This window comes from Streptomyces sp. NPDC006332 (genome assembly GCF_040612855.1).
Classification (GTDB): domain Bacteria; phylum Actinomycetota; class Actinomycetes; order Streptomycetales; family Streptomycetaceae; genus Streptomyces.
Genome location: NZ_JBEXRA010000056.1, coordinates 20,235 through 35,606, shown reverse-complemented (window position 1 = coordinate 35,606; position 15,372 = coordinate 20,235). Strand labels below are relative to the sequence as shown.

The following is a 15,372-nucleotide window of genomic DNA, read 5'->3' as shown; positions in this document are numbered from 1 at the left end:
GTACGACTGGTGGCGCCGGTGGATCCACGGTCCCGTGCGGGGACTCGCGGTCCTGGGCGGTCACCCCGGTTGTGCCCGTCCGGCCGATGTTCACCCCACCGGAATGGCATCTGCGTCATCACCATAGCGCTGAGTGCCACCTTTGGGGAGTGTTCGCGGCACTCAGTGCCACCTCCGGTGTGGTGGACCCGGGTGCGGCAGGATGACCATGTGACCGACGCAGACACCGTCTTCCCCGGCCCTGACCACTTCCACCCCGCCTCGATGCGCCAGCAGTACCGGGCGGAGGGGTTCGGCGAGTCCGATCTGGCCGCCACCCCGGTGGAACAGTTCGCGCGCTGGTTCCGGCAGGCGGCGACGGAGGGCCGGCTGTTCGAACCGAACGCCATGGTGGTGTCCACGGCGGACGCGGAGGGCCGGCCCAGCTCCCGGACGGTGCTGTTGAAGGCCTTCGACGAGCAGGGCTTCGTCTTCTACACCAACTACGACTCCCGCAAGGCCCGCGACCTGGCGGTGAACCCGCACGTGGCGCTGTTGTTCCCGTGGCATCCGATGGCCCGCCAGGTCATCGTGACGGGCGTGGCGCGGCGCACCGGCCGGGAGGAGACCGCCGCGTACTTCCGTTCCCGCCCGCACGGCTCCCAGCTGGGCGCCTGGGCGAGCGCGCAGTCCTCGGTGGTCGCGGACCGGGCGGGGCTGGACGCGCACTACGCGGAGCTGGCGGCCCGGTATCCGGAGGGCACGCCGGTGCCGGTGCCGCCGCACTGGGGCGGTTTCCGGGTGGCGCCGCAGGCGGTCGAGTTCTGGCAGGGCCGCGAGAACCGGCTGCACGACCGGTTGCGGTATGTGGCGGAGGCGGACGGGAGTTGGCGGGTGGAGCGGCTGAGTCCTTGAACACCGGCGACGACAACGCCCCGGCCCCGGTGGAACCTTCAGCTCAGTGACTCCCTCAGCAGTCCCGCCCACTGCGCGACGACGCGTTCCCGGCGGCCGGTGTCGTCGGTGAGGAGGTTCGCGAGGCCGAGGCCCCGGGCCATGTCGAGCAGGCCCTGCACGGTCTCGCGGACGCCGGGGCGGGACTCGTCGGCGTCGAGCAGTTCGACGGCTGTCCGGTGTGTCTCGCGGCCGACGCGGGCCTCCAACTCCGTTACCCGCGGCCGTAGTTGTTCCTCGTTGGAGGCGGCGACCCACAGGTGGAGGGCGGCCCGGAAGAGCGGGCCGGTGTAGAGGTCGACGAGGGCGGACACGACCGCCCGGTGGTCGCCCGCCGCTCCCCGTGGGAAGAGGGCGCGCAGGGCGGTGGAGCGTTCCTCGGCGACGTACTCGACCGCCGCCGTGAAGAGGTCCTCGCGGGTGGGGAAGTGGTGTTGTGCGGCGCCGCGGGAGACACCGGCGCGTTCGGCGACGACGGTGACCGTGGACCCGGCCCAGCCGTGTTCGGCGAGACAGGCCACGGCGGCTTCCAGGAGCCGCTGCCGGGTGACGCGGCTGCGGTCCTGCTTGGGGACGCGCTCTCCCGGTGCGTGGTCGGCCGCGCTCAAAGAACCCTTGGTGACAGCACCCGCGCTCACAGAACCCGCGCTCATAGCACCCATGGTGGATCCCGTCGTTCGAGGAAGGCTGTCATGCCCTCGCGGGCGTCGGCGGCGGCGAAGAGGCGGGAGGAGAGCCGGGTCAGCCGGCCCGCGTCCTCGTCGTAGGCCTCCAGCACCTTAGCCGTGAGCAGCCGTTTCGTCTCCGCGAGGGCCTGCGGGGCGGCCCGGCGCAGTCCGTCGAGGACGGGGGCGAGGGCGTCGTCGGCGTCCTGCTGTCCGCCGGTCGCCGTGAGGAGGCCGACGCGGGCCGCCTCGGCCGCGCCGAAGGTCTCGCCGGTGAGGAAGTAGCGGGCGGCGGCGCGGGGCTCGAGGCGGTGCAGGAGGGGGAGGCTGATGAGGGCGGGGGCGACTCCGATGCGGACCTCGGTGAAGGCGAAGGTGGACGTGTCGGAGCCGAACGCCAGGTCGCAGGCGCCGATCAGTCCGAGGCCGCCGGCCCGTGCGTGTCCGGTGACCCGGGCCACGACGGGCTTGGGCAGGGCGACGATCCGCCGCAGCAGGGCGGCGAGGGCCTCGGGGTCGGGCGGGTTGCGCAGGTCGGCGCCCGCGCTGAAGGTGGTGCCGGTGTGGGTGAGGACGATCGCGCGTACGGCGTCGTCCTCGCCGGCCTGCTCCAGGGCGTCGGCGAGCTCACCCACGAGGGCGGCCGAGAGGGCGTTGCGGCGGTGCGGCGCGTCCAGGGTGAGGGTGGTGATGCCGCGTTCGTGGGTGGCGGGGACGAGGCTGGTCATGTGCGCTCCCTGAGTCGGCGGCGCAGGATCTTGCCGGAGGCGGCCCGGGGCACGCTGTCGATGAAGGTGACCTGGCGGACGCGTTTGTACGGGGCGACGCGTTCGGCGACGTACATCATGACCTCGCCTTCGGACAGGTCGGTGGCGGTGGGCTGGCGGACCACGTGGGCGTGCGGGACCTCGTTGCCGTCCTCGTTGCGGACGCCGATGACGGCGGCGTCGGCGATGCCGGGGTGGGTGAGCAGAAGGGCCTCCAGTTCGGCGGGGGCCACCTGGAAGCCCTTGTACTTGATGAGTTCCTTGACCCGGTCGACGACGAAGAGCCAGCCGTCGGCGTCGACATGACCGACGTCGCCGGTGTGCAGCCAGCCGTCGGCGTCGATCATGGCGGCGGTGGCGTCGGGGCGGCCCAGGTAGCCCTTCATGATCTGGGGGCCGCGGATGAGGATCTCGCCGGACTCACCGATGCCGAGGTCGTTGTCGGGGTCGCCGTCGGGGCCCTTGTCGGGGCCGTTGTCGGCGCCGTCGAGGGAGATGATCCGCATCTCGGTGCCGGGGATGAGCTTGCCGACGGTGCCGGGGGGTGCCTCGCGCACGGCGTTCAGGGGGACGACGTGGGTGCCCGGGGACAGTTCCGTCATGCCGTACGCCTGGCCGACCGGGGGCAGGCCGAGGCGCTGCGAGCAGGCGACGGCGAGCCGGGCGTCCAGGGGTGCGGCGGCGCTGACGATGTACTTCAGGGACGACAGGTCGTAATTCGCGACCAGCGGGTGCTTGGCGAGGGCGAGGACGATCGGCGGGGCGACGTACAGGCCGGTGATGCGGTGGTTCTGGATGGCCGCGAGGAAGCTCTCCAGGTCGAAGCGGGGCAGCACGACGACGGTGGCGCCCTGCCGCAGGGGCGCGTTCATGAGGGCGGTGAGGCCGTAAGCATGGAAGAACGGCAATACTGCGAGGAGGCGGTCGCCGGGGCCCGCCGGCATGACCGGTTCGAGCTGGGCGAGGTTGGTGGCGATCTGGCGGTGCGTGAGCATCACGCCCTTGGGGATGCCCGTGGTGCCCGAGGAGTACGGCAGGACGGCCACGTCCTCGACGGGGTCGACGGCGATCTCGGGTTCGGGGGCCGCTGACGCCAGCATGTCGATGAGCGACCGGTGCCCGGGCGCGCTGTCGCAGACGAAGATCTCCTGGACGCCGCCCGCCAGGTCGGCCGCCTTGCGTGCCGTCTCCAGCAGCGGCGACACCGTGATGATCCAGCGGGCGGCGGAGTCGGCGAGCTGCTTGGCGAACTCCTCCGGGGTGGCGAGCGGATGCACGGTCGTGACCAGGGCGCCCGCGCGGGTGGCGGCGTAGAACGCGGTCGGGAAGACGATCGTGTTGGGGCTGTGCAGGGCGAGGACGTCACCCTTGCGGACGCCGGCCTCGGCGAGCGCGGCGGCGACGCGGCGGTGGAAGCGGTCGAGTTGGTCGTAGCTGAGGGTGGTGCCGTCGGTGCCGTCGATCAGGGCGGGGGTGTCGCCGAACTCGGCCGCGCGGCCCAACACCGCCTCGTGGATGGGCAGTTCTACGGGCGGGACGTCTGCGTACTCGCTGCGGAACACGGTTCCTCCTCGCGCGGCGCGGCGCCTTGGTCAGTACGACTTGGTCAGTACGACTTGGGCAGGCCGAGGGTCTGGTGGGAGACGTAGTTGAGAATCATCTCCCGGCTCACCGGAGCGATACGAGCCACGCGCGAGGCCGTTATCAACTTCGCGAGCCCGAACTCGCGGGTGAGGCCGTTGCCGCCGAGGGTGTGCACGGCCTGGTCGACCGCCTTCACACAGGCCTCCCCCGCCGCGTACTTCGCCATGTTGGCGGCCTCACCGGCGGCCATGTCGTCGCCGGCGTCGTAGAGGTGGGCGGCTTTCTGCATCATCAGGCGGGCGAGTTCCAGGTCGATGTGCGCCTGGGCCAGCGGGTGCGCGATGGCCTGGTGGGCGCCGATCGGGGTGTCCCAGACGGTGCGGTCGCGGGCGTAGGTGACCGCTTGGGCGAGGGCGTGGCGGCCCATGCCGATCGCGAAGGCGGCTGTCATGACGCGTTCGGGGTTGAGGCCGGCGAAGAGTTGCAGCAGGCCCGCGTCCTCGTCGCCGACCAGGGCGTCGGCGGGAAGGCGCACGTCGTCGAGGGTCAGCTCGAACTGCTTCTCGACGGCGGAGAGTTCCATGTCCAGCTGTCGTCGCTCGAAGCCGGGTGTGTCACGCGGGACGATGAACAGGCACGGCTTGAGCGTGCCCTTACGGGCGTCCTCGGTGCGGCCGACTATCAGGGTGGCGTCCGCCAGGTCGACCCCGGAGACGAAGACCTTGCGTCCGGTGAGGAGCCAGTCCCCGGTGTCGGGGTCGCGGCGGGCCGTGGTGGTGATGCGGTGACTGTTGGAGCCGGCGTCGGGTTCGGTGATGCCGAAGGCCATGGTGCGGGTGCCGTCGGCGAGGCCGGGGAGCCAGGCGCGTTTCTGTTCCTCGGTGCCGAAGCGGGCGATCACCGTGCCGCAGATGGCTGGGGAGACGATCATCATCAGGAGGGGGCAGCCGGCTGCGCCGAGCTCTTCGAGGACGATGGAGAGTTCGGCTATGCCTCCGCCGCCGCCTCCGTATTCCTCGGGGAGGTTGACGCCGAGGTAGCCGAGTTTGCCTGCTTCCGTCCAGAGGGCTGCTCGGTCGGGGTTGCGGCCGTGGCGGGTGCCGAGGGCGGCGACCGCTGATCGGAGGGCCTTGTGCTCTTCGGATTCGAGGAGGGTCATCACGACTCCTTCGGGGTGCGGGTTGTATGTGGCTGGTCGCGCAGTTCCCCGCGCCCCTAGGTGGGCTGTACTACCGCCAGCAATGAACCCACCGTCACCTGTTGGCCACGGACAACTTTCAAGGCGGTCAGGGTGCCCGTGACCGGTGCCGTGATCTTGTGTTCCATCTTCATCGCCTCCAGCCACAGCAGGGGCTGGCCGGCCTGGACGGCGGAACCGGCCTTCAGGCCCTCGGCGACGCGGACGACGGTGCCGGGCATGGGAGCCACCAAGGAGCCCGGGGCCAGCTGGGTCGTCGGGTCGGGGAAGCGGGGCAGGGCCCTCAGCGCGGTGGTGTTCACGTACAGCTCGTCGCCGTAGCGCGTCACCTCGAACTTCCTTCGTACGCCGTCCACTTCGAGTACGACCAGACGGGCGTCGGCGTGCACGACCCGCACACCGTCCGCCGCGAGGCCCGCCCTCGTGTGCCGGTACTGGACCTCGACCTCCTCCCCCGCCATGGCATAGCGCTTGACCTGCGGCTGGGAGGGGACGTTGCGCCAGCCGCCGAAGCGGGAGCGGCCGTGGGCGTCGGCGAGGGCCGCGGCTAGGGGGGCGTACGGGTCGGGGGCGGGCTTGGTGAGGTCGGTGAGGTGGCGGTCGTAGAAGCCGGTGTTCATGCGGGCGGCGGTGAACTCCGGGTGCCGTAGCGACCGTACGAGGAGGTCACGGTTGGTGAGCGGGCCGTGGAGTGTCGCGCTGTCCAGGGCCGACGCCAGCTTGCGGAGCGCCTCCGCGCGGGTGGGCGCGTGGGCGACGACCTTGGCGAGCATGGCGTCGTAGTGGACGCCGATCGGGTCGCCGTCACCGTAGCCGGTGTCGAGGCGGACGCCGTCCGGGACGGCGAGGCGGTGCAGCGTGCCGCTCTGGGGCGTCCAGCCGTTCGCCGGGTCCTCGGCGTAGAGGCGGGCCTCGACGGCGTGGCCGGACGGGAGCGGCGGGTCGGCCTCCAGTGCGGCGCCCTCGGCGACGCGGATCTGCTGGGCGACCAGGTCGAGGCCGAACACGGCTTCCGTGACCGGGTGTTCGACCTGGAGGCGGGTGTTCATCTCCAGGAAGTGCGCCTTGCCGTCGGCGACCAGGAACTCGACGGTGCCGGCGCCGACGTAGTCCACCGCGCGGGCGGCGCGTACGGCCAGCTCGTGCAGTTCCCGGGTGAGTTCCTCGGGGAGTCCGGGTGCCGGGGCCTCCTCGACGACCTTCTGGTGGCGGCGCTGGAGGGAGCAGTCGCGGGTGCCCAGGGGCCAGACGGTGCCGTGCGTGTCGGCGAGGATCTGCACCTCGACGTGCCGGCCACCCTCCATGTACGGCTCGATGAACACCTCGCCGTCGCCGAAGGCGTTCGCGGCTTCGGCGCGCGCGCCCTCCAGTGCGGCGTCCAGCTCCTCCAGTCGGCGTACGATCCGCATCCCGCGCCCGCCGCCGCCCGCGGCCGCCTTCACCAGCACGGGCAGGTCGGCCTCGGTGACCTCGCCGAGCGGCGGGATCCCCATCAGCTCCTTGGCGCGCGTCTTGGACGCCATCGCCTCGATCGCCTCCGGGGGCGGGCCGATCCAGACGAGGCCCGCGTCGAGGACGGCGCGGGCGAAGTCGGCGTTCTCGGAGAGGAAGCCGTAGCCGGGGTGCACGGCGTCCGCGCCCGCGGTGACGGCCGCCCGCACGATCAGGTCGCCGCGCAGGTAGGTGTCGGCGGGGGTCGCGCCCGGCAGCCGTACCGTCGCGTCGGCCGCGCGTGTGTGGAGCGCGTCGTGGTCCGGGTCCGAGTGCACGGCGACCGTTTTGATGCCGAGGTCGCGGCAGGTGCGGAAGACGCGGCAGGCGATCTCGCCGCGGTTGGCGACCAGCAGTGTCGTGATCACGGGCCTCACATCCGGAAGACGCCGAAGCCGCCGCGGGCGCCCTCGTAGGGAGCGGTGTGGATCGCGGACAGGCACAGGCCGAGGACGGTGCGGGTGTCGCGGGGGTCGATGACGCCGTCGTCGTACAGCCGCCCGGACAGGAACATCGGCAGCGACTCGGACTCGATCTGCTGCTCCACCATGGCGCGCAGGGCGGCGTCCGCGTCCTCGTCGTACGGCTGCCCCTTCGCGGTCGCCGACTGGCGGGCGACGATCGACAGCACGCCCGCGAGCTGCTGCGGGCCCATGACGGCCGACTTGGCGCTGGGCCAGGCGAAGAGGAAGCGGGGGTCGTAGGCGCGGCCGCACATGCCGTAGTGGCCGGCGCCGTAGGACGCGCCCAGGAGGACGGAGAGGTGGGGGACTCGGGAGTTGGAGACGGCGTTGATCATCATCGCGCCGTGCTTGATGATGCCGCCCTGCTCGTACTCCGTGCCGACCATGTAGCCGGTGGTGTTGTGCAGGAACAGCAGCGGGATGTCGCGCTGGTTGGCGAGCTGGATGAACTGGGCGGCCTTCTGGGACTCCTCGCTGAACAGGACGCCCTGGGCGTTGGCGAGGATGCCGACCGGGTAGCCGTGCAGGGTGGCCCAGCCGGTGGCGAGGCTGGTCCCGTACAGCGGCTTGAACTCGTCGAAGTCGGAGGCGTCGACGATCCGTGCGACGACCTCGCGGGGGTCGAAGGGGGTGCGCAGGTCGCCCGGGACGATGCCGAGCAGTTCCTCCTCGTCGTACTTGGGGGGCGCGGCCGGGCCCGGATCGCCGTACGCCTTGCGGTGGTTGAGGCGGGCGATCACGCGCCGCGCCTGTCGCAGGGCGTCCGGCTCGTCGGTGGCGAAGTGGTCCGCGAGGCCCGACACGCGTGCGTGCATCTCCGCGCCGCCCAGCGACTCGTCGTCGCTCTCCTCGCCGGTGGCCATCTTCACCAGCGGCGGGCCGCCGAGGAACACCTTCGCCCGCTCCTTGACCATGATCACGTGGTCGGACATGCCGGGGATGTACGCGCCGCCCGCGGTCGAGTTCCCGAAGACGACGGCGACGGTGGGGATGCCGGCCGCCGACAACCGCGTCAGGTCCCGGAAGACGGCGCCCCCGGGGATGAAGATCTCCTTCTGGGAGGGCAGGTCGGCGCCGCCGGACTCCACCAGGCTGATGCACGGCAGCCGGTTGGCGAGCGCGATGTCGTTCGCGCGCAGGGCCTTCTTCAGCGACCACGGGTTGCTCGCGCCACCGCGCACGGTCGGATCGTTCGCGGTGATCAGGCACTCCACGCCCTCGACGACGCCGATGCCGGTGACGATCGAGGCGCCCACCGCGTACTCGCTGCCCCAGGCGGCCAGCGGCGACAGCTCCAGGAAGGGCGTGTCGGGGTCGAGGAGCAGTTCGATGCGCTCGCGAGCGAGCAGCTTGCCGCGTTCTCGGTGCCTGGCCAGGTACTTCTCACCGCCGCCCGCGAGGGCCTTGGCGTGTTCGGCGTCGAGCTCGGTGAGCTTGGCGAGCATGGCGTCGCGGGCCGCCCGGTAGTCGGAACCGGCGGTGTCCAGGCCGGAGTTGATGACTGTCACAGCAGGGCCTCCGGGATGTCCAGGTGGCGGGAGCGCAGCCATTCGCCCAGGGCCTTGGCCTGCGGGTCGAAACGGTGCTGGGCGGCGACGCCCTCGCCGAGGATGCCCTCGACGACGAAGTTGAGGGCGCGGAGTTCGGGCAGCAGGTGCCGGGTGACGCGCAGACCCGCCGTCTCCGGCAGGAGGTCGCGCAGGAGATCGACGGTGAGCGTGTGGGAGAGCCACCGCCAGGCGTCCTCCGTCCGGGCCCACACCCCCACGTTGGCGTTCGGGCCCTTGTCGCCGCTGCGGGCTCCGACGACCAGGCCGAGGGGGGCGCGGCGGGTGGGTCCGGGCGGCAGGGGTTGCGGTGGGGGTGGTTCCGGTACGTCGTCGAGTACGAGGGTGTCGTGGAGTACGGGGATGTCGTGGAGTACGGGGGTGTCGTGGGCCGGGGCCACAGGGATCCGGCGCCCGTCCTCGAGGACCGCCACATGGTCGACGGCGCCATGGGGGACGTACACATCCTCGAAGACCCCATAGGGCGCGCCCTTTCCAGGTGGCGCCAGCACATGGAAGCCGGGGTAGCTGGCCAGGGCCAGTTCGACGGCGGCCCCGCTGAGCACCCTCCCGACGACGTTCTGGTCCGGGTCCCGGACCACGAGCCGCAGCAGGGCGCTCGCGGTCTCCTCGGTGGCGGCGTCCGGCCGGTCCGTGCGCACGAGGTCCCAACGCACTTCCCTGGGCGGTGACTTGGCCATCGCGTCGGTCATCTGCTCCCGCACGAGCGCGGCCTTGGCCTCGATGTCGAGCCCGGTCAGCACGAAGGTGACCTCGTTGCGGAAGCCGCCGAGACGGTTGAGGCCGACCTTGAGGGTGGGCGGCGGGGCCTCCCCTCGTACGCCCTCGATCCGTACCCGGTCGGGTCCGTCCTGGGTGAGCCGTACGGTGTCGAGGCGGGCGGTGACGTCGGGGCCGGCGTACCGGGCGCCCGCGGTCTCGTAGAGGAGCTGGGCGGTGACCGTACCGACGTCGACGAAGCCGCCGGTGCCGGGGTGTTTGGTGATGACGGCGGTGCCGTCCTGCTGGATCTCGGCGAGCGGGAACCCGGAGTGGCGGACACCACGACCGCCCTCCGCGAAGAACGCGTAGTTGCCGCCAGTGGCCTGCGTCCCGCACTCCAGCACATGCCCGGCGATGACGGCCCCCGCGAGCCGGTCGTAGTCCGTCGGTGTCCATCCGAAGTGGGCGGCGGCGGGCCCGGTGACCAGCGCCGCGTCCGTCACCCTCCCCGTGACCACGACGTCCGCACCCTCCCGCAGACAGGCCGCGATGCCGAAGCCGCCGAGGTAGGCGTGCGCGGCGAGGCTGTCGGGATGGGACGCGGTGAGGTCGTCGCCCTCGACGTGGGCGACACGGACGGGCAGGCCCAGGCGTCCGGCCAACTCCCGTATTTTCGCGGCGAGTCCGGCCGGGTTGAGACCGCCGGCGTTGGTGACGATCTTCACCCCGTGCTCGTGCGCGAGGCCCAGGCCCTCCTCCAGTTGGCGGAGGAAGGTACGGGCGTACCCGGCGCCGGGGTCCTTGAGCCGGTCCCGGCCCAGGATCAGCATGGTCAGCTCGGCGAGGTAGTCGCCGGTGAGGACGTCCAGCTCGCCGCCGGTGAGCATCTCGCGCATAGCGTCGAAGCGGTCACCGTAGAAGCCGGAGGCGTTGCCTATGCGCAGCACCGTCACGGCGTGCTCCCCTTCGGCGGACGCCCGGTGCCTGGCGGGCCCGCGAAGGCCTGGGCGATGTCCAGCCAGCGGTCGGCGTCCGGGCCCTCCGCGTGCAGGGCGAGGTCGGCGCGGTGGGCTCGCTGGGTGACCAGGAGACAGAAGTCGAGGGCGGGGCCGGTGACCCGCTGGGAGGCTTCTTCGGGACCGTACGCCCACAACTCGCCGGACGGACCGGTGAGTTCGACGCGGAACTCACCGGTCGGCGCGGGCACCCCGTGCGCCCCGAAGGCGAAGTCCCGGGCGCGTACGCCGATGCGCACGACGTGGCGGAGACGGTCGGTGGGCGTACGGGTGACCCCCAGCGCGTCCGCCACGTCCTGACCGTGCGCCCAGGTCTCCATCAGGCGGCCGGTGGCCATGGAGGCGGCGGACATGGGCGGGCCGTACCAGGGGAAACGGGCGCCGGGTGGGGCCGCGCGCAGGGCGGTGTCGAGTGCGGTACGTCCCTCACGCCACCGTGCGAGCAGCTCGGCGGGCGGGAGCTTGGCCCCCTCCTCCGCTCCCTCGTCGACGAAGGAGTCGGGTGCGGTGAGGGCCTTCTCGATCAGCGACCGGAACGCGTCCTCGTCGGTGACCGCCAGGAGCGCGGACCGGTCGGTCCACGCCAGGTGGGCGATCTGGTGGGCAACGGTCCAGCGGGGGGCGGGGGTGGCGAGGGCCCACTGCTCCGGACCCAACTCGGCCACCAGCCGGTCGAGTTCGTCGCTCTCGGCACGTAGGTCGTCGAACACGGGGGTCGGGTCGGCCATGGGGGGAGCATGGCAGCGGGGCCAAAAACAAGCAAGCATGCTTGCATCAATTGTTTGGCCCCCGATCTCTGCTCGCCGCGCGGTCGCGGCTCCCCCATCGGGTCGGGATACGGGGGGCCTGGCCCCTCACGCGGCAGCAAGCTCGCACCACACGTACTTGCCCCGGCTGCCGTTTCGGGCCTGCGGCTGCCAGCCCCACAGATCGGCACACGCCCGGACCAGCGCGAGCCCCCGCCCGCCCTCCCCCGCTTCGAGCTGTGCGAACGATCCGGGCGGTTCGGGCGGCTCCGGATCCGCGTCCCACGCCCCGATGCGCAGAACCCCGCCCGACCAGCGCACGCGGAGTGCGGCGGGCCCTTTGGTGTGGCGTACGGCGTTGGAGACCAGCTCCGTGGCGAGGAGTTCGGCGACGTCGACGAGACGGATCAGGCCGTGCATCGTGAGGATCAGGCGGAGGGTGCGGCGACTGATGGTGACGGCTCGGGGATCGTTCGGGATGCAGAGGGAGTACTCCCAGGGTTCGCCCTCGTTTTCGGGCATGCGGCAACTCCGTTCAGGTGGTGGGGGATGCGGTCGGCGGGCGGTGGCATTGCCGCGGCCCGTCATGGCAGGACGGGGCGGTGCGCTTCCGGGGTGCCGGGTTTCGCAGGGTGTGCGTCGCGTCACTGACAGTAGGGGCCAATTTTGGTACGGCGCAAGTCGTTGCCGTAATCTGCCGCACGAACGAGTTGCTGCTGCACGACAGTTGGGCCAAGGAGGAAGCCATGCCACGCAGGCAGCAGGCCACTGCACGCCAGGAGCGCCTGGGCACCGAGCTGCGGAAACTACGTGAGGCTGCGGGGCTCAAGGGACGTGAGGCTGCCGCGCTGCTGGGAACGGACTCCGCCCAGGTGAGTCAGTTCGAGGCCGGCCTCGCGGGAGTCAGCGAGGCACGCCTCCGCAGGATCGCGGCCCACTACGCCTGCACGGATCAAAAGTTGATCGACGCCTTGGCGGCCATGACGGCTGATCGGACGCGTGGCTGGTGGGAAGAGTATCGAGGTCTCCTCCCCACGTCGTTCCTGGACCTGTCGGAGCTGGAGTACTACGCCTCCCACCGATGGGACGTGGAGTTCCTGCATGTTCCCGGGCTTCTCCAGACGGAGGAGTGTGCGCGGGCTCTCTTTTCGTCCCGGGTCCCCGCGCTTCCGGACGAAGACCTGGAGTTGCGCGTCCAGCACCGCATGCAGCGGCGCAGCATCCTGGAGAAGGAGCCGCCGGTTCCGTACAAGGCGTTGATCCACGAGGCGGCATTGCGCATGAGGGTCGGCGGCCGTGCTGCCTCCCGGGTTCAGCTGGCCCGCGTACTGGAGCTCTCCGAGGCAGACCACATCACCGTACGCGTCATCCCCTTCGAGCTGGAGGACTTCGCCGACCTGGGCTCCGCCATGGTGTACGCGGGCGGCGCCGTCCCGAAGCTGGACACTGTCGTCCGCGATGGGCCTCATGGCACGGTCTTCATCGACTCCGAGGCACAACTGACCGTATTCGGAACGCACTTCCGTAGAGTGGAGGCAGTGTCACTCGATGCAGAGCGATCCCGTGACTTCATCCGCAGGCTGTCGAAGGAAGTGTGAGGCACCCATGGCCATCCGCGACCACTGGCGCAAGTCGTCCTACTCCGGGGGCGGCGACGGCAACGCATGCGTGGAGATCGCCAACCGACGCACCCACATAGCCATCCGCGACTCGAAGATCCCGACCGGGAAGCATCTCTCCGTCCCGGCCGCAGCCTTCGTCACCTTCATCGACGCCCTGAAGGCCGACCCGCACTGAACGTTGTGAAACCTGGGGCCGAGAAGGAGTGAGGCGCACCGTGACCACCCCTACCGTCTGGCGAAAGTCGTCCTACTCCGGCGGAGGCGACGGCAACAACTGCGTGGAGATCGCGAACCTGCGCACCCACATAGCCATCCGCGACTCAAAGGCCCCGACCAGGAAGCCCCTCTCCGTCCCGGCCGCAGCCTTTGCCACCATCATCGACGCCCTGAAGGCCGACCGGAGCCCTTGACGCGCTAGTACTCCCGCCGTAGGTCGCTGGCGCGACGTCCGGCCGACCGCGTCTACGGGTGCGTGTCCGTGATCGCGATGACCTCGTCGAGGCGGTCCAGGGCAGCCTGCAAGTCGTCGCGCTTGGCCTGGATGCGGTCCCGCTCGGCGCGCAGCATGGCTCGTTGCTCGGCGTCGGTGTGCCCGGAGTCCCAGCACGGAAGGAGTTCCGTGATCCTTCGGCTGGTCAGGCCGGCGGCGTACATCTGCTGGAAGAAGCGGACCAGGGTGACGGCATCCTGCCGGTAGAGGCGCTGGCCGGACGGGCTGCGCTCCGCGATGAGCAGGCCCTGCTGCTCGTAGTAGCGCACGGCGCGTACCGAGACGCCGGCACCCCGCGCCACCTCGCCGATGCGGATCAGCCGCCCGGCCCCGACCTCTGTGACGGTCATGGTGATTCCCCTCAACCCGGCCCCGATAACCAGCACTTGCCTCTGACGTTAGCGTCAGGTTTTAGCGTACGGGCATGGACATCAACAACTCAGTTGCCCTTGTCACCGGAGCCAACCGTGGCCTGGGCCGCGCCTTCGCCCAGCGCCTGCTCGAACGGGGCGCCCGCAAGGTCTACGCGACGGCTCGCCGGCCCGAGACCGTGGACCTGCCCGGGGTCGACGTGCTGCCCCTCGACATCGCCGATCCCGCATCCGTGAGGGCCGCGGCCGAGGCCGCCCGGGACGTCTCGCTGCTCATCAACAACGCGGGAATCAGTACGGGGACCGACCTGGTGACCGGTTCGCTGGACGCGGTACGGCAAGAGCTGGAGACCAACACGTTCGGCCACCTGGGAATGATCCGGGAGTTCGCGCCGACGCTCGCCAGGAACGGCGGGGGCGCGATCGTCAACGTCCTCTCCGCCATGTCGTGGTTCGGGGGCAAGGGCGCGGGTGCCTACCACCTGACCAAGGCCGCCGCCTGGGCCATGACCAACGGCGTCCGCCTGGAACTCGCCGAGCAGGGCACGCTCGTGACAGCGGTGCACCTCGGCATGGCCGACACCGACATGGCCGCGGGGTGGCCCGTGGCCAAGATCGCGCCGTCGGACCTGGCCGACGCGGCGCTCGACGGTGTCGAGGCGGGCTCCGCCGAGGTCCTCGCCGACCAGTGGAGTCGGGACGTCAAGTCCCGGCTGCCGCTGACGCCGGAAGAATTCAACGCCGCGATGGACCGCGCCCTGGCGGCGCTGATGGCGGCATGAGGGGGCCCTCGGGCCGCACTGACTTCGGTCGGTTGCTTCTGAGCTCAGTCAATTAACACTCCGTCCGCAGTTGTGGATTTTAACGGTGTGGCCTCGCGTCGGCGGTATTGGCAGTCGCGGGCGCGAGCGCGGCCGGGCCTGGCGTTGACGACGCGATAGGGACCAGTGCGGGCGATGGTCGCGTATCGTCGTTCGGGGATGCTGCGGGCAGGGCGAATAGTCGCCGTATTTCTGGCGGCGAGGCGGCAGCCTGAGGCCGAGAAGGAGTGAGGCGCACCGTGACCACCGCAACCGTCTGGCGAAAGTCGTCCTACTCCGGCAGCGGCGACGGCAACGCATGCGTGGAGATCGCGAACCTGCGCACCCATGTGGCCATCCGCGACTCGAAGATCCCGACCGGGAAGCACCTCTCCATCCCGGCCGCAGCCTTCGTCGCCTTCATCGACGCCGTGAAGACCGACCCTCACCGCTGAACGGCCCCTGCCGGGCTGACTAATCGAAGTAGCCAGCCGGCGCGGCCAGAACGTAGTGCGCATACAAGGGGAGTCCGTCCGTTTCGTCCAGAGGCACTTCGCGACTGGTCTCGCGAGAGAGCAGCAGTGAGAGCTCCGGGAAAATGGTGACTTCCTCGTCGGGGGATACGCTTGCGTTCCCCATCTCTTCGATACGTGCAGCGAGCTCACGCGCCGGGGTCCGGAACAGGTCCAGGTCGCCGTAGTGGACGTGCACCTCTGCCGCGTCATTTTCAAATCGCCATACTTCAACGGCAGTGACGTGGACACCGTCGTCCATCAGGAGGGTGATTTCGAAATCGGGCAGAACGAGTGTCGATTTGAAAGCGGTCCTCCCCGGCGCCGGCGAGGCGACTCGCAGATCACCCAGGGATCGAAGCCGATCGGCGACGGCGGTGAACTCCTCGCCGAACTGGATATCTCCTACGCCCAGGGGTGGCTCCACGGCGATGTCCATGTAA

17 protein-coding genes are annotated in these 15,372 nt (G+C 70.8%); 6 read left to right on the top strand and 11 right to left on the bottom strand.

The genetic code is table 11. The annotated features are described in order from the left end of the window. Positions 1 to 264 precede the first annotated feature (264 nt). The gene (gene pdxH / locus ABZ027_RS35380) at positions 265 to 894 is read left to right on the top strand and encodes a pyridoxamine 5'-phosphate oxidase (protein WP_356775702.1); all 630 of its coding nucleotides are present in this window, start codon (positions 265 to 267) and stop codon (positions 892 to 894) included. A gap of 38 nt (positions 895 to 932) precedes the next feature. Here the strand turns inward: pdxH and ABZ027_RS35375 are convergent, their stop codons facing one another. From ABZ027_RS35375 to ABZ027_RS35335, 9 genes are all read right to left on the bottom strand, one after another. Further along, on the bottom strand, positions 933 to 1,586 hold the full coding sequence (locus ABZ027_RS35375; RefSeq protein WP_356775672.1) for a TetR/AcrR family transcriptional regulator: 654 nt from the start codon (positions 1,584 to 1,586) through the stop codon (positions 933 to 935). Continuing rightward, on the bottom strand, positions 1,583 to 2,326 hold the full coding sequence (locus ABZ027_RS35370; protein WP_356775670.1) for an enoyl-CoA hydratase family protein: 744 nt from the start codon (positions 2,324 to 2,326) through the stop codon (positions 1,583 to 1,585). The genes ABZ027_RS35375 and ABZ027_RS35370 overlap by 4 nt, the downstream gene beginning before the upstream one ends. Next, a complete protein-coding gene (locus ABZ027_RS35365; protein WP_356775668.1) occupies positions 2,323 to 3,927 on the bottom strand; it encodes a 4-coumarate--CoA ligase family protein in 1,605 nt (534 codons plus the stop codon). Before ABZ027_RS35365 ends, ABZ027_RS35370 begins: the two co-directional genes overlap by 4 nt. A gap of 44 nt (positions 3,928 to 3,971) precedes the next feature. After that, positions 3,972 to 5,108 carry an acyl-CoA dehydrogenase family protein gene (locus tag ABZ027_RS35360; protein ID WP_356775666.1) on the bottom strand — a complete coding sequence of 379 codons (1,137 nt, stop codon included), beginning with the start codon at positions 5,106 to 5,108 and terminating at the stop codon, positions 3,972 to 3,974. 56 nt (positions 5,109 to 5,164) lie between these two features. Continuing rightward, complete coding sequence (locus ABZ027_RS35355; RefSeq protein WP_356775664.1) at positions 5,165 to 7,006, bottom strand: biotin carboxylase N-terminal domain-containing protein; 1,842 nt, start codon at positions 7,004 to 7,006, stop codon at positions 5,165 to 5,167. Positions 7,007 to 7,011: 5 nt separating this feature from the next. Continuing rightward, on the bottom strand, positions 7,012 to 8,610 hold the full coding sequence (locus ABZ027_RS35350) for a carboxyl transferase domain-containing protein (protein ID WP_356775662.1): 1,599 nt from the start codon (positions 8,608 to 8,610) through the stop codon (positions 7,012 to 7,014). Then, a complete protein-coding gene (locus ABZ027_RS35345; RefSeq protein WP_356775660.1) occupies positions 8,607 to 10,325 on the bottom strand; it encodes an acyclic terpene utilization AtuA family protein in 1,719 nt (572 codons plus the stop codon). The genes ABZ027_RS35350 and ABZ027_RS35345 overlap by 4 nt, the downstream gene beginning before the upstream one ends. Beyond that, positions 10,322 to 11,116 carry a TIGR03084 family metal-binding protein gene (locus ABZ027_RS35340; RefSeq protein ID WP_356775658.1) on the bottom strand — a complete coding sequence of 265 codons (795 nt, stop codon included), beginning with the start codon at positions 11,114 to 11,116 and terminating at the stop codon, positions 10,322 to 10,324. Before ABZ027_RS35340 ends, ABZ027_RS35345 begins: the two co-directional genes overlap by 4 nt. Before the next feature lie 126 nt (positions 11,117 to 11,242). Beyond that, positions 11,243 to 11,656, bottom strand: a complete 414-nt coding sequence (locus ABZ027_RS35335; protein ID WP_356775656.1) for an ATP-binding protein — start codon at positions 11,654 to 11,656, stop codon at positions 11,243 to 11,245. 224 nt (positions 11,657 to 11,880) lie between these two features. Here ABZ027_RS35335 and ABZ027_RS35330 point away from each other — a divergent pair, with 224 nt between their 5' ends. From ABZ027_RS35330 to ABZ027_RS35320, 3 genes are read left to right on the top strand one after another with little or no spacing between them, the layout of a single operon-like run. Then, a complete protein-coding gene (locus ABZ027_RS35330) occupies positions 11,881 to 12,732 on the top strand; it encodes a helix-turn-helix transcriptional regulator (protein WP_356775654.1) in 852 nt (283 codons plus the stop codon). A gap of 7 nt (positions 12,733 to 12,739) precedes the next feature. After that, positions 12,740 to 12,931, top strand: a complete 192-nt coding sequence (locus ABZ027_RS35325) for a DUF397 domain-containing protein (protein ID WP_356775652.1) — start codon at positions 12,740 to 12,742, stop codon at positions 12,929 to 12,931. Positions 12,932 to 12,971: 40 nt separating this feature from the next. Next, a complete protein-coding gene (locus tag ABZ027_RS35320) occupies positions 12,972 to 13,166 on the top strand; it encodes a DUF397 domain-containing protein (RefSeq protein ID WP_356775650.1) in 195 nt (64 codons plus the stop codon). Between the two features lie 52 nt (positions 13,167 to 13,218). Here the strand turns inward: ABZ027_RS35320 and ABZ027_RS35315 are convergent, their stop codons facing one another. After that, entirely contained in the window at positions 13,219 to 13,596 is a 378-nt protein-coding gene (locus tag ABZ027_RS35315; RefSeq protein ID WP_356775648.1) for a MerR family transcriptional regulator, read from the bottom strand. 74 nt (positions 13,597 to 13,670) lie between these two features. Between ABZ027_RS35315 and ABZ027_RS35310 the strand changes: the two genes are divergently transcribed. Continuing rightward, a complete protein-coding gene (locus tag ABZ027_RS35310; protein WP_356775647.1) occupies positions 13,671 to 14,399 on the top strand; it encodes an SDR family oxidoreductase in 729 nt (242 codons plus the stop codon). Between the two features lie 278 nt (positions 14,400 to 14,677). Continuing rightward, positions 14,678 to 14,872, top strand: a complete 195-nt coding sequence (locus tag ABZ027_RS35305; protein ID WP_356775645.1) for a DUF397 domain-containing protein — start codon at positions 14,678 to 14,680, stop codon at positions 14,870 to 14,872. Positions 14,873 to 14,891: 19 nt separating this feature from the next. On the opposite strand, the gene ABZ027_RS35300 is transcribed toward ABZ027_RS35305, so the two are convergent. Continuing rightward, entirely contained in the window at positions 14,892 to 15,368 is a 477-nt protein-coding gene (locus ABZ027_RS35300; protein WP_356775643.1) for a hypothetical protein, read from the bottom strand. Positions 15,369 to 15,372: the final 4 nt, after the last annotated feature.

Coding starts and splice junctions, on each gene's coding strand:
- pdxH (WP_356775702.1), top strand. CDS start 265: ATGCGCCAGCAGTACCGGGCGGAGGGGTTCGGCGAGTCCGATCTGGCC.
- ABZ027_RS35375 (WP_356775672.1), bottom strand. CDS start 1,586: ATGAGCGCGGGTTCTGTGAGCGCGGGTGCTGTCACCAAGGGTTCTTTG.
- ABZ027_RS35370 (WP_356775670.1), bottom strand. CDS start 2,326: ATGACCAGCCTCGTCCCCGCCACCCACGAACGCGGCATCACCACCCTC.
- ABZ027_RS35360 (WP_356775666.1), bottom strand. CDS start 5,108: ATGACCCTCCTCGAATCCGAAGAGCACAAGGCCCTCCGATCAGCGGTC.
- ABZ027_RS35340 (WP_356775658.1), bottom strand. CDS start 11,116: ATGGCCGACCCGACCCCCGTGTTCGACGACCTACGTGCCGAGAGCGAC.
- ABZ027_RS35335 (WP_356775656.1), bottom strand. CDS start 11,656: ATGCCCGAAAACGAGGGCGAACCCTGGGAGTACTCCCTCTGCATCCCG.
- ABZ027_RS35330 (WP_356775654.1), top strand. CDS start 11,881: ATGCCACGCAGGCAGCAGGCCACTGCACGCCAGGAGCGCCTGGGCACC.
- ABZ027_RS35325 (WP_356775652.1), top strand. CDS start 12,740: ATGGCCATCCGCGACCACTGGCGCAAGTCGTCCTACTCCGGGGGCGGC.
- ABZ027_RS35315 (WP_356775648.1), bottom strand. CDS start 13,596: ATGACCGTCACAGAGGTCGGGGCCGGGCGGCTGATCCGCATCGGCGAG.
- ABZ027_RS35310 (WP_356775647.1), top strand. CDS start 13,671: ATGGACATCAACAACTCAGTTGCCCTTGTCACCGGAGCCAACCGTGGC.
- ABZ027_RS35300 (WP_356775643.1), bottom strand. CDS start 15,368: ATGGACATCGCCGTGGAGCCACCCCTGGGCGTAGGAGATATCCAGTTC.